The sequence below is a fragment of the Natronocalculus amylovorans genome (genome assembly GCF_023638035.1).
Classification (GTDB): domain Archaea; phylum Halobacteriota; class Halobacteria; order Halobacteriales; family Haloferacaceae; genus Natronocalculus; species Natronocalculus amylovorans.
The window spans coordinates 11,759-25,437 of the sequence record NZ_JAKRVX010000009.1 but is presented as its reverse complement, the minus strand read 5'-3'; the positions used below and the strand labels follow the sequence as shown (position 1 = coordinate 25,437).

Genomic DNA, 13,679 nt, shown 5'->3' with positions numbered 1-13,679 from the left:
TGTAAATTGTATATCTTTTGTTAGAACGTCGGTTCAGCCTCGGCAAACTCCTCAGGGGAGATAACACGATCGACGAGGTCCTGAACTTGGAACAGCACACCAAGTGCATTTTCATTCTCGCCGTCGTCTCTAAACGTGACTGGCGGCATTGCAGCGATGTGGTCAGTTACTTCGATCTCTTTGAGCGTGTTATTGATATCTTCTGGGTCTCCGCTACCTGCTTCTTCGATCGCTGCGATAATCACTTGCGCTGAAGCATATGACATTCCAACGTTAGCATCCATTGTCTGGTCGAACTCTTCACTGAAGCGCTCTCGTACCTCGGCGGTCTCATCCAGCGTTGGATTCAGTCCAAAGTTTGTAGCGAGTGCACCGTTCGCGATCTCACCTATTTCAGCAAGCTCACCGGTATCATTGAGTGCCGCATTTGCACAGCCAGCAAGCACTGGTGGTCGGTAGTCCTGATTATCCATTGCTCGAAGCAGTTCAACAGTCCCTGCTTCGTACGTGGTTGCAATGATAACGTCCGGATCAGCCTCACGGAGGCTTGTTACTTGCGTATCTGCGGTTCCACCAAAGTCAATGGACGTTTCTTGAACAATCTCCACACCGTTCTCTGGAAGCGCGTCACGAAGCGTATCTCTAACAGACTGTCCAAAGCTGATGTCAATGTAAAATAACCCTGCAGTCTCTACCTCAATACCAGCGTCGCGTGCCACTTGTGGCATGATTTCCGCGTGATCGCGAGACATACGATCTGCACTTGGCTGTGGACGGTACACGTAATCAAGTGGTGTCTCTTGCAGAATATCGTCATCGATCGAAACCGAGATAACGAATGGTATCTGTTCACGCTCTGCAACACGTGTTGCAGCGTTAGTGACCGGTGATGAGAAACACCCGGTGAGTACGTCTGCTCCGTCGTTTACAAGTTCCTGTGCAACTTCACTGCCAAGTTCCTGTTCCCCCTGATTGTCTTCGCTGATAACTTCGACCTCAGCACCATCGAGGGACTCAATGCCTCCCTGCTCATTTTTGAGCATTGCAGCCAGTTTAATTGCATTATCCATCCGTGTCCCTGTAAACGAGAGGTCACCCGTGAGTGGGTGGTTTGACCCAATAACAACGGTATCGACCGAATCATCGCTATCCCCGACGGTCGCACCATTCCCGTTCCCATCTCCGTTCCCGTTCCCATTTCCATTACCGTCATCAGTCAAACAGCCAGCCAGTCCAACGATACCCGCTGCCCCTCCGTACTTGATAAACGATCTTCTACTAGACGGATTTGTCACTGTCGGATCCATATTCATGGTATGTGTACTCATACAACATATATCTTTGCAAAATTTTAATCAAATTTACACTATAGGTCAGATACCGAGATACAATTCAACAAGGTCGTCCTCGTCTGTAAGCGTCGTAGGATCACCTTCAAACTGCAGTTCTCCCTGTGCAAGAATATATACATAATCTGCAATACGAAGGGCCTCGCGAACATTCTGCTCAATCAGAATAACCTGTGCACCATGATCAACGAGCCGTGTTGCCATTTCGAATGCATCATCAACAAGAGATGGTGCAAGTCCTGCACTTGGTTCATCAAGGAGGTATACATCAGCCCCAGTCATCATCGCCCGAGCGAAGCTAAGCATCATCTGTTGTCCGCCAGAGAGTGATTTTCCGTCATCTGCCATTTTATCTCGAAGCGCAGGAAAGGCGTCCAATGCAGTCTCCATCCGTTCTTTCATCACATCAGGATCATCAACGGTAAAACCGCCTAACAACAAGTTCTCTCGAACACTCAAATTTCCAAAAATACCGCCATCTTGTGGCAGCATTGCGACCCCAAGACGAACATTTTCATGTGGACCATTTGCCGTAATATCTTGTCCGTTGTATGTAAGTGTACCAGACCACGCAGGGACCACACCCGCAAGCGATTTCAGGAGGGTTGATTTACCGCTTCCGTTCGGCCCAAAAATACACGTGATACCATCTCGACTCTCAACGGAGATACCCTTGATGACTTTGTGATTGCCGTACCCGGTAACAATATCTGTTCCAACAAGGCGGCCTTCTGATTTGGGCGTTTTTATGTTTTGTTGAACAGCTGTAGCACCACCGCCAGTAGGGACGTCAACAGGATCGGACGTGTCGGCCACTGAAGAGCTCTGTTCCTCAACATCTGAGAGTACATCTGCAACACCAGCGTTTGGATCATCGCTTTGCCCTAAGTATGCCTCTCGGACTCTGTGGTCCGCCGTGACTTCTTCAAACGATCCTTGTGTGACGATTTGCCCCTGATCAAACACGGTAACACGATCGGCAATGTTTGAAATAACGCTCATGTCGTGTTCAATCAGTACAAACGTTGTCCCCTGTTCATTGATCGTTCGCAGATGTTTGAGGATTCGGTTCTGTAGCGCGGGATTTACTCCTGCTGTTGGTTCGTCAAGCAGAATGCACTCGGGCTCAAGCATTAGTATACGCCCAAGCTCCAAGAGTTGTTGCTGCCCACCACTAATGTCACTGGCCTCATGATCAGCGATATGTGGAATCTCCAGTAGTTCAAGGATCTCGTCCGCCCGTTTCCGCTTTTCTTTTGAGATCCTGATGCCGGATCCAAGACCTTCAGTATACACACCAAGGAGATTCTCTCTGACCGTTAAGTCCTCAAACGGCGATGCGATTTGAAATGTTCGACCCAATCCGCGGCGTGCAATTCGATCGGATCGCCACCCAGTTATTTCCTCACCATCAAACCGGACGGAGCCGGAATCTGGCTTATAGAATCCAGTTATCGTATTAAAAAACGTGGACTTACCGCTCCCGTTTGGCCCGATTATTGCATGTACCTCGCCCGCTTCCACAGAAAGCGAAATACCGTCGTTTGCGACGAGCGCGCCGAAAGACTTCTTCAGCTCGCTCGTCTCTAGAATCGTGTCATTCACATTCACACTGAGACACGGATTGATATTATACGTTTCCCTGTCACAGACCAACAATCCACAAACAAATAAAAGCAACTATGATTCGAGTTTTGATTTCGTGTACTCTTTGAGTCCCCCGGATTCAACAAGCGATTGCAAAAACGGTGGGAGTGCCTCCGCCTCGTATGACTCATCTTTTGTGTGGTTATGGACAACGCCATCAGCAACATCCATACTAATTTCATCACCGTCGTCGATCCGATCGGCGTCTGGGCAGATCAACAGTGGAAGCCCGAGGTTGATGCCGTTTCTGAAGAAGATTCGTGCAAACGACTGTGCAACGACACCTGAGACACCGGCACCAATCAACGAGAGCGGTGCATGCTCTCGTGAGGAGCCGCTGCCGAAGTTTTCACCAGCAACAACAAAATCACCTGGAGAAACGTTCGCTGAAAACTCCGGTCGAAGATCGTTGAACGCATGCGTTGCAAGCTCTTTAGGATCCGACGAGACAATAAATCTCGATGGCGTAATCTGATCGGTATCAATATCAGCACCGAATACCCACGCTTGTCCGGCAGTGTCTGGGTCGCGATCACTCATCGCTGTACCTCCGAAAGAATGTAATCGTCATGGCGATTGAGCTTTGATTCGACTGATCGTGGATCGGTTATCTCACCATACAAGGCGGATGCACCAACTGTGGCTGGGCTTGCGAGGTATACCTGGCTCTGCATTGATCCCTCCCGGCCAGGGAAGTTTCGATTTGCGGTTGCAAGACAGACATCATCATCACCAAGAACGCCTTGGTGATAGCCTGCACATGGGCCACAGCCTGCGCTCTGAATGATCGCACCGGCATCAATGAGTGTCTGGAACACACCGGTCTCGAGTGCCTTCTGGTACACACGCCGTGAGGCAGGGACAACAACCATCCGAGTGCCTTGTGCAAGCGTTTCACCTGCAAGAATGTCAGCAACAATTTTGATATCTTCGTATCGGCCATTGGTACACGTCCCAACAAACAGCTGATCTATCGATGTCCCTGCAACCTCCGATACGGAGACCGCATTCTCCGGGTTCGATGGTTTCGACACCTGCGGTTCGATCTCTTCGCCGATATACCGTTCGACCGATGCAAACTCTGCATCGTCGTCCGAATAGAGGTTCGGATCGAGTTCGACGGATTCACCTGTTTGTGCTTCAAGGAATGCAACCGTTCGTTGATCCGGTTCAACAAGCCCTGCTTTGCCACCCATCTCAATGGCCATGTTTGAAAGCACGATCCGCTCATGAATCGGGAGCGATTCGATCGCCGAGCCAGTGTACTCTGCCGCCATGTACGTTGCACCCGCAAATCCAACGTCACCGATAAATTTGAGGATGAGGTCTTTTGCATACACACCTGGTGAGAGCTCACCGGTTACCTCAAAACGGCGCGTTTCTGGGACCCGAAACCAGAGCTCACCCGTTGCCATTGCGGTTCCGAGGTCGGAAGAGCCAACACCGGTTCCGAATGCACCAAGTCCACCGAAGGTTGTCGAGTGCGAATCAGCACCGATCACGAGGTCGCCCGGTTTCACGAACCCTTCTTCAACGACAAGCTGATGACAGATGCCATCGCCGACTTCAAACTGTGCGACACCGTGTTTCTCACCAAACTCACGAAGGATATTGTGATTATTCGCTGCTTGGACGCCATCAGCAGGTGCATGATGGTCGATTGCCAACAGAATCGACTCGGGATTCTGTGGGGAAGCATCCTCACCAGCAACCTCATAGAACGTTTGAAAACTCAGTGGTCCGGTGATATCATGCGTCAACATTGTGTCAACCGTTGCTTCAACGTAGTCACCCGCACGAACATCGTCGCCCGATTTGTCCGAGAGAATTTTTTCAGCAAGCGTTTTTCCACTCATTGTGATCCCTCCTTATCCGCTCGAACATGTTCAAGCACACGTTCCGGAGTGCCACCCATTAAGACGTGGCTCGTTGGGCCGAGGTCAAGCTCATCTTTGACTATGTGTGCAGTTTCTTCAACCCGATCGAAGTCAGCAGTGACTGCAATTCCCATTGCGGTAAGCATGTGCACAAGATCTTCAGTTGGTGTGTTGCCAACGCCGCCCATACCATCAGGGAGGACGACCCCACCGCCAAGCCCACAGACAGAGGAATCAAATCGATCGACCCCACACTGCATTGCAGTGAGTGTATTTGCAAGGCTCATCCCGTTCGTGTCATGAAGATGAAGCCCGACGTCAAGGTCTGGATAGCGCTCAAACACCGCTGTGAACGTCTCTGCGATCTGGAGTGGGTTCGCTAACCCCATTGTTGTGGCAAGGGTAACTTCATCAACTCCAGCAGCAACAACCCCATCGACAACGGCAAGGGTCTGCTCCATCGGGATTCGTCCCTCATACGGACAGTAGAAGCTGGTACCCATCCCTGCCTCAACCAGAATGTCATGATCGTGTGCAAGCTCAACGATATCATGAATGCCAGCAACAATTTCATCAGTGCTCATTCGCTGGTTGTTCTGGCTGTACGTTTCGCTCACAGTGACGAGCGCATTGACTTTGTCTACCTCCGCTTCAACCGCTCGTTCCATTCCACGAAGGTTTGGAACAAGCGCCCGGTAGCAGACATCGGGATTTCGATCGATCTGTTGGGCAACCGCATCCGCATCTTTGAGCGTTGGCACCGCTTTCGGATGCGTAAATGAGGTAAATTCGATCTCATCGACACCAGTCTGGGAAAGCTGATTGATTAGTTCGACCTTTTTTTCGGTCGGGACAAACCTATCAAGCCGCTGGAATCCATCCCGAGGGAGCATCTCTACGATCGAAACCGCCTCAGGCGTTGACAGAGAGCCAGCAGGCAGTGGAATCTCCATTAGATCACCCCCTCTTCAGCAAGCCGAGTACGCTCTGTCGCATCATATGCAAGCAACTCACCGTAAATTTCGTCATTATGTTCGCCAAGCTGTGGTCCGAGGTGGCTCACATGTCCGGGTGTCTCGCTAAACACAGGGAATGCGTTTTGAACCAGCCCTTCACCAAGTTCGGGATCGGGAACTGAGACGACAGCCTCGCGCGCATTATAGTGTTCATCGTCGAGAATATCCGCAATATTGTAGATTGGGGCAACGGTCGCTTCTGCATCTTCGAAGACCGAGATCACCGTTTCGCGATCGTTCTCATCCATCCATGCTTGGATGGCGTCGTCGAGCGCCTCGACGTTTTCAAGCCGTTTCTCGTTTGTCTCGAATCGTGGATCATCTTTCAGCTCTGGGCGTTCGATCGCATCAAAAACACGCATTGCAATCGGTTGGGCGCTCGCAGAGATGGCAACGTATCGATCGTCTTTTGTCCGGTATACATTGCGTGGCGCAGATGAGGTTGAGCGGTTGCCCGATCGTTCTTCAATGTCGTCTAATTGTTGGTACCGAAGCGACTGTGGACCAACGAGCGAAAAAATCGGCTCAATCAAGCTCGTATCAATATACTGGCCGCTCCCCCCATTTGCATCCCGATGATAGAGCGCAAATGCGATCGAGAACGTCGAGAACAACGCCGCAATCCCATCAGCGAGCCCCGTTGGTGGCAAAAGCGGTGCTCGATCCGGATAGCCATTAAGATATGCGAATCCACTCATCGCCTCCGCAAGTGTGCCAAACCCGGGCCTGCCAGCGTACGGCCCTGTTTGCCCGAAGCCGGAGATTCGGAGCATAATCAGTCCAGGATTGCGTTCCGAAAGCGACTCCCACCCAACGCCCCAACGCTCAAGCGTTCCTGGGCGGAAGTTTTCGACCAGTACATCTGCTTCTGAGATAAGGTCCTCAAACACGATTTTTCCATCTTCGGTGCTCAAGTTGAGTGTGATCGATCGCTTGTTTCTAGCAAGATACTTCCACCATAGTCCAACGCCCGCTTTTTGTGGGCCAAAATGGCGGAGATGGTCGCCGTTTGCAGGATGTTCGACTTTGATTACATCCGCTCCAAAGTCCGCCAGCAGTCGGCCGACCGTGTTTCCAGAGATCATCGTCCCCGCTTCGACGACAGTCACGCCGTCTAGTGGCCCTTGTTGTGTGTCAGTCATAGTCAGTGATCAGCAGTTGCCATCTGCATGAAGGCAACAGGTAGTATGTGTTTCATTGTCGCAATTGGTCTTAAATTGTATGTGTAAGTACAGATAAGTAACAGGTTTAGATCGGTCGATCGATGTGTGTACCGAATCCACGCTCGCCGACGATTTCACCATCATCATATGCAAGCTGTCCGCGGACGATCGTTTGGGTTGGCCATCCAGTGACGTCTCTGCCCTCATATGGTGAATAGTCCGGACCGCCTTGGAGCAGTTCAGGAGTGACAGTCTTTGTTTCCTCCAGATCAACCACAACGAGGTCTGCGTCGCTGCCGACACGGATAGCGCCTTTTTTCGGGAAGAGGTTCCAGGCTTTTGCCGTGTTTGTGCTTGTGATTTCTACAGCACGCGTGAGCGAGATTCGATCGTTGTTGACACCCTCTGAGAGAATGAGCGGAAGCATTACCGGTGTACTTGGGAATCCAAGTTTGGAATCTCGAATATCGGTTCCCACCTTTTCGGCACGCATATTTGCACAGTGATCGGTCCCAATACAGCTGATGGTTCCATCAGCAATGCGCTTCCAAAGCGTATCCTGATCGGCTTGGCTTCGTACCGGTGGGTTTACTTTCATTCGTTCGTCGCACTCCTCGGCAGTGAGTGCCAGATAATGAATACAGGTTTCGCCAGTGACATTATATCCTGCAGTATGAAGTGCAGCAAGCTCATCTGCAGTCTGGCCTGCACTGATATGAACTGCGTAAAAGTGATCATCATAGTCGTGAACTTTTGCCATCGCAGCACCTGAAATCATATCTTGTGCTTCAGCATGTGCAGGGAACTCCTCAACCATGACCTCGTACCCTTCATACGCTTTGTTTTCATCGGCCTCCTCCTCAATGTAGACGTTGCCACCTGCAAGCGCATTGGTGATCTCAACATTTTCCGAGTGGTATCCAAGCGTTGTCGGGACATCTTGTGCGGCGAGTTTCGCAATGAAAGCATCGCCAAAATCATCTTTCATTTCGCAATCGACGCCAAACTTCTCCGCGGCAGCATACTTGTAGTTCATATACCATTTGAACGAGGTGATGCCGAGCTCGTCAATGATATACGGAATTTCGTCGATATGTTCGAACGACAACAGTCCAAGCGAAAAGAAGTAGTCATGGTAGTAGTTTGCCTCCGCATCGGCAGTATACTCACCCATAATCTCCTTGTAGGATCCCGCTCGCCGGAAGTAGTTCCCAATCGTCGTGACGCCGCCAACAAGATCCCCTCTAGATTCACTCTCTGCATCTGCAGCCATTCCACGGTAGATACTGTGGTGGGTGTGTGGATCGATCGCACCGGGAAGAACGTGTTTCCCTGCCGCATCAATGACCGTCTCTCCATCGACACCAAGTGAGCCCGGTTCTGCAATCGCCGCAATCGTCTCTCCACGGACACCAACATCAGCCGAGAAGACACCCTGTTCTGGGATGACGACCTGCCCATGCTCGATCACAAGATCGTAGCTGCTCATGCGATTGACTCCTCGATGTATGCTTGTACTTCCGATCGCTCAAGCACCTCCGCATATTTCATCCACAAATCAAGCAACCCAATTTTGTGTGATGCCTCAATACGATCAAAAATACACTCCTGTGGCAACAAGACGCTGAATCCGTTCTGTTTCGCATCCACTGCCGTTGCACGGACACAGCCGCTTGTTGAGTTGCCAACGATAATGACCGAATCATGCCCACCACGAACCAACCGAGAGAGCAAGTCTGTCCCATAAAACGCAGATGCGTATGATTTGTCAATAACGGTATCCCCTGGCTCGGGACCGACCGCATCAACAATATCTAAATCCGGATGAGTCGGGTCATCGTAGCTTGATGGAACAACTCGAGTATACGTGATCGGAATCTCATGCTCTCTAACAAACGAAAGGAACGGTTGGATCTCCTCGATCGCCTCCCATGCAATATGTCCCATTGCTGTCCGGTACTCTTCGACTGCATCAAGGATATGTTCGTTTTCTCCAACAATGAGCCGTTGCATATCAATGACAAGAACCATTGGATTGGTTCCAAGTCCTCGTGACTCCCACGAAGAAGCACCCTCTTTGTCATATCCTGCTTTTGTAATAACTTGTTTATCTTGTTCGGACAGTAAGTCCTCCCAGATTCGTTCTGTCATTCGTGTTGACCTCTAGCATGAATCGGTACGGATTGATTATAAAGCTATGGCCACTGCGGAGTTCAGCTCTCTGGAGCGAACGTCTGCAGAACGGTGTCTCTCATTTCGTCACTGCAGCCAGATGGGGCCCGCACAATCGGTAAGTCAACACCTGCGCGCCGATACTGGTTGAGCTGTTCGACGGCTGTTTCAGGCGTCCCCGTGATTGCGACGAGATCAATGAATTCCTGAGAAACGGCAGTGACTGCCGCATCAAACGTTGGTGCAGCTAAGATGTCATCAACGGTCTCATCAAGACCTGCCTTCCGTGCAACACGCTCGTAGTAGCCGGGGATCACGCGCATATAGTATGCAATATGGTGAGCTGCGGCTTGGTGTGCAACAGTTGAATCCTCATCGACCGCGGTGAGAATGTACATTGCAACGTCAATGTCGTCACGCGTGCGACCGCCACGATCGAGTCCGGTTTCGAGCCACTCGAGGGCCGTCTCAAATCGATCGATCGGATACAGATTTGGGACCCACCCATCGGCAAACTCCCCCGTCAAACGGACGTTTCCTGGGCCAAGTGCGCCATTGTAGATCGGAATATCAGATCGGAGTGGCTCAAACGCATCCCAAAACGCCGTCCGAGTAGGTGAAAAGAATCGTCCATCGTAACCGGACACGTCACCATTGAGGTACCGACGGATCAGTTCAATATATTCGTGCATTCGTGGGAGCGGCTTCTCAAACTTCGCACCATGAAATCCCTCGACAACTCCCGGATGTGCAACGCCAAGACCTAAGATTGCACGACCATCCGAATGATCATCAAGCGTTGCGATCGCTGATGCGGTCGTTGCAGGTGTTCTCGCGAAAATATTGACGATTCCTGTCGCAAGGCCGATTGATTCGGTGACTGTCGCCCAGCGCTCAAGTTTGCCAAAGGCGGATTTTCCTTGTCCCTCAGCAGCCCAGAGGCTTTCATAGCCCAACGCTTCCGCGGTTTTGACGGTGTCTAGATCATCTTCAAGTGCCAGCAGAAATCCGGTTCGGGGGGTCATTGGCCGGCCTCAGCGACGCTCACGACGCCATCGACTGCGAGATCGTTCCAGATATCTAATCGAGCGATCAATCCGGTGTCAGGATCGATTGTATACACATCGATGTAGCGAACGTCCGCAAACTCGGTCCCAGCATTTGTTTCACCGTAGAGTGTCCCGATGCTGATGACCTCGTTTCCTGTTTCGATCCAGCGATCAAACGATTTGTCAGCCCACTCATACCGTGGGGCAAGGAACTGAAGAAAATCGTTCGCTGCAGACGAACCTGAAAACGTTGCTCCAGGGAGCGATATTGTTGCATCATCCCGAAACAGTTCACCCACAGATTCCCGCGCAGTCCCGCCTTCAGACATTTTGGCAAAAAATGATTCGACGACGTCTCGTGGAGTGTCACCCATATCAGATAAGAGTCCTCATCCATGTTAAGCGTACGCACCACATGATTCTGTGGTGAGATATCAGCCGATAGACTTAGGTGAAAAACACACAAGGTCATGGTATGGGTACGCAAGGCAGTAGTACACCGTTGGAAACACGTGTGCAGTCAGCCACAGACGTTTCATTCGACGAACAGGCAGATATCGTAGTTGCAGGTGCTGGTGGAACCGGACTTGTTGCGGCTCTTGCAGCGTGTGAGGATCCGGATATTTCAGTCCACCTGTACGAAAAGGCAGACAAAGCAGGTGGGAACGCAGCACTTTCTACAGGAATGATACCTGCTGCGGGGACACGGCTGCAACAGGACGCTGGGATTGAAGAAACACCCGCAGATTTTGTTGCTGATGTGATGGCAAAAAACGGTGGGAACGCCGATCGGGCGATGGTCGAACACCTCTGTCAAACGAACATAGATCTCATACATTGGATGGTAGATGAGTGGGATATTACACTCCATCTAGTTGCTGATTTCAAATATCCAAAACACTCCGAGTATCGGATGCATGCCCCCGATGGGCGCAATGGTGAAAATCTCGTCGCGGAGTTCGTTGAACGGATTAGAGAGCAGCCAAATATTGCATTCCATACGCAGCGTCCAGTGACAGGGCTCGTTGCTGAGGATGGTGCAGTCTGTGGTGTGCTCGTTGATTCAATCACGGAAGATGGTGAGTTAGAGAACGATCCAACAGCAGTAGCCGCAGAGAAGGTGATACTCGCGACGGATGGATTTGCTGGAAATACGGAGATGGTGACAGAGTACTGCGACGAGATGGTGGATGCGCTCTATTATGGCTCTCCGGGCAATACAGGGGATGGAATCAGGCTCGGAAAAGAGCTTGGAGGAACCCTTGCCTGTATGGATGCGTATCAGGGCCACGCAACCGTTGCAGCGGACACGGAGACGCTCTCAACGTACGCGGTGATAATGAACGGCGGGATTATGGTGAACAGTGACGGAGAGCGATTTGGAAACGAATCTGCAGGCTACTCGAAGTTCGCGGTCTCAGTCGTCCAGCAGCCGGGTAATATTGCGTACGAAATATTCGATAAGTCAATTTTTGATTCGCTTCGAGGCGAATTTGAGGATTTTGAGAAAGCGATCGAGTTGGGAAGTTACATCCACGGTGAGACACTGTCAGAGATCGCTGAGAAACTGGATCTCCCAGTTGAGCAAGTAAATGAGACCGTCGCCACGTACAATGACGCTGTTGCTGCTGGTGAACCGGATGACACAGGCCGGGTTGATGGACGGTCGGTCCTCTCAGCGCCGTTTGTTGCTGCAAAGGTTACTGGCGCCCTATTTCACACCCAAGGTGGGCTGGTCGTGGATAAGAACGGCCGTGTGCTCAGAGAGGATGGCTCTGCAATCGAAAATCTCTATGCGGGCGGCGGTGTCGCAGTGGGAATCAGCGGCAATGGGGCAGGCGGATATTTAAGTGGAAATGGACTGACTGCAGCCTGTGGACTGGGTCGGCTTGCCGGGATTGATGCGAGAAAAACGCTCTAAGAACATTATGACAGATCAAAAGATAGACACGGAGATAACACCGATGTCAGAAGAACCGGTTCGAGAGTGGGAAGCGAACGTATACGAGTTTCTAACAGCGGACATACCGGAGTCTGCGATGAACGCAGGAAGCAACGTGGTGCTGAATGTAGTTGCTGCAACAGTTGCGGGTTCAACAGTGTCTGCACACCAACATGCCCAGGCTGCTCCGCTGGCAGACGGAAATGCAACCGTTCTCGGTACTGACAAATCATACCACCCCACACATTCGGCATTGTTGAACACGGCCGCAGCAATCACTCCCGAAATAGAAGAGGGACACAATTGGGGTGGACATGTTGGAGCAAGTATCGTTGCTGGTGCAATCGGCGTCGCCGAAGCCGAAAACTGCTCAGGTGAGGAGTTTGTCAAGGCGTGTGTACGGAGCTACGAACTCTGCGTACGGATTGAGTATGCGATTTTCGCAATGAAGGCGAAGTTGAACGAGGCGGTGCCATGGCTCCTCCGTGATCCACATGCAACGTGGACAACGATCGGCCCGGCGCTCACTGCAGCACAGTGTATGGGTGCAACCGGAGAGCAGTTGCGAGAGGTGTTCCGAACTGCGGCGAATCTCGCAGTAATTTCAATGCACGATCCATATGAGGAGGGTGCTCCGGCTCGGAACTTCACAGCGGGATACTCTGCACAAGCGGGTGTGTCCGCAGCCGTTCTGGCAATGTCCGGTGTCAAAGGCTCAGCAACCGCGATCGCAGATGTGTACGATCCATTCCAATCGATGCTTGAGGAGGGTGAATTTGACCGGCTTTTCAGCGAGCTAGGAACAGTATGGGAGATCGAAAATGCATATTTCAAGTGGGCACCTTCGTGCCGATATACACATCCCCCGCTTGATGCACTTGAGCAGATGGATATCGAAGCAATTTGTCCGTCCGAAATCGAATCGATCGATGTCTACACGTATGCCAATGCAGTTGCAATGGGTCAGAAACATCCGAAAACAATGACCGGCGCGAAGTTCTCTATTCCATACGTCCTAGCACGACGGCTCGTTGCTGGGCCGCTTGAACTTGCTGATTTTATGTCAGCGGCGGTTGCCGATACAGCGACACAACAGCTAGCCGATCGGGTGAATGTCCATCATGACGATGCATTTGAAGCGGCGTTTCCTGATGAGTGGGGCGCGAGCGTCGAAATTACGCTCACCTCTGGAGAGACGCTACACAAAACGTGTCCATATCCAAAGGGAGATTATCGAAACCCACTCTCAGAGACAGCATTTCGATCGCTATGCAAGGACCTGTTCGCAACAGCAGTGGGAGATGAAACAGCCCAGAGCGCTGTTGATGGGTGGTCAGAAATTATGAATACAGAGATCAGGTCACTCATAGAGCTACTGTCACCAAAATGAAATTGGTGGGCCAATTGTTCAACAATGTAGAAACTTTGTTCGGTATCGTCGGAAAATAGAAAGGGTTTTTAAAC

Annotated in this window: 12 protein-coding genes; 2 read left to right on the top strand and 10 right to left on the bottom strand. The window is 51.1% G+C overall.

All coding sequences use genetic code 11. From position 1 onward, the window contains the following. Positions 1-20: 20 nt before the first annotated feature. The 10 genes from AArcSt2_RS14985 to AArcSt2_RS14940 form a co-directional block, all read right to left on the bottom strand. On the bottom strand, positions 21-1,328 hold the full coding sequence (locus tag AArcSt2_RS14985; protein ID WP_425493673.1) for an ABC transporter substrate-binding protein: 1,308 nt from the start codon (positions 1,326-1,328) through the stop codon (positions 21-23). 45 nt (positions 1,329-1,373) lie between these two features. Beyond that, positions 1,374-2,954: an ATP-binding cassette domain-containing protein gene (locus AArcSt2_RS14980; protein ID WP_250585776.1), complete on the bottom strand. Its 1,581-nt coding sequence runs from the start codon at positions 2,952-2,954 to the stop codon at positions 1,374-1,376. A gap of 75 nt (positions 2,955-3,029) precedes the next feature. Then, on the bottom strand, positions 3,030-3,536 hold the full coding sequence (locus AArcSt2_RS14975; RefSeq protein WP_250585774.1) for a 3-isopropylmalate dehydratase small subunit: 507 nt from the start codon (positions 3,534-3,536) through the stop codon (positions 3,030-3,032). Beyond that, on the bottom strand, positions 3,533-4,852 hold the full coding sequence (locus tag AArcSt2_RS14970; protein ID WP_250585772.1) for a 3-isopropylmalate dehydratase large subunit: 1,320 nt from the start codon (positions 4,850-4,852) through the stop codon (positions 3,533-3,535). Before AArcSt2_RS14970 ends, AArcSt2_RS14975 begins: the two co-directional genes overlap by 4 nt. Further along, the gene (locus AArcSt2_RS14965) at positions 4,849-5,826 is read right to left on the bottom strand and encodes a hydroxymethylglutaryl-CoA lyase (protein ID WP_250585770.1); all 978 of its coding nucleotides are present in this window, start codon (positions 5,824-5,826) and stop codon (positions 4,849-4,851) included. The genes AArcSt2_RS14970 and AArcSt2_RS14965 overlap by 4 nt, the downstream gene beginning before the upstream one ends. Then, positions 5,826-7,031, bottom strand: a complete 1,206-nt coding sequence (locus AArcSt2_RS14960) for a CaiB/BaiF CoA transferase family protein (RefSeq protein ID WP_250585767.1) — start codon at positions 7,029-7,031, stop codon at positions 5,826-5,828. Before AArcSt2_RS14960 ends, AArcSt2_RS14965 begins: the two co-directional genes overlap by 1 nt. A gap of 106 nt (positions 7,032-7,137) precedes the next feature. After that, positions 7,138-8,541, bottom strand: coding sequence for a dihydroorotase (locus AArcSt2_RS14955; RefSeq protein ID WP_250585765.1), 1,404 nt, complete (start codon positions 8,539-8,541; stop codon positions 7,138-7,140). After that, positions 8,538-9,203, bottom strand: coding sequence for an isochorismatase family protein (locus AArcSt2_RS14950; RefSeq protein ID WP_250585762.1), 666 nt, complete (start codon positions 9,201-9,203; stop codon positions 8,538-8,540). The genes AArcSt2_RS14955 and AArcSt2_RS14950 overlap by 4 nt, the downstream gene beginning before the upstream one ends. A gap of 62 nt (positions 9,204-9,265) precedes the next feature. Further along, entirely contained in the window at positions 9,266-10,249 is a 984-nt protein-coding gene (locus AArcSt2_RS14945) for an LLM class flavin-dependent oxidoreductase (RefSeq protein WP_250585760.1), read from the bottom strand. Next, a complete protein-coding gene (locus AArcSt2_RS14940; protein WP_250585758.1) occupies positions 10,246-10,647 on the bottom strand; it encodes a nuclear transport factor 2 family protein in 402 nt (133 codons plus the stop codon). The genes AArcSt2_RS14945 and AArcSt2_RS14940 overlap by 4 nt, the downstream gene beginning before the upstream one ends. 101 nt (positions 10,648-10,748) lie before the next feature. Here AArcSt2_RS14940 and AArcSt2_RS14935 point away from each other — a divergent pair, with 101 nt between their 5' ends. Both AArcSt2_RS14935 and AArcSt2_RS14930 read left to right on the top strand, forming a co-directional pair. Then, complete coding sequence (locus AArcSt2_RS14935) at positions 10,749-12,194, top strand: FAD-dependent oxidoreductase (RefSeq protein WP_250585756.1); 1,446 nt, start codon at positions 10,749-10,751, stop codon at positions 12,192-12,194. 43 nt (positions 12,195-12,237) lie between these two features. Beyond that, a complete protein-coding gene (locus tag AArcSt2_RS14930) occupies positions 12,238-13,605 on the top strand; it encodes an MmgE/PrpD family protein (protein WP_250585754.1) in 1,368 nt (455 codons plus the stop codon). Positions 13,606-13,679: the final 74 nt, after the last annotated feature.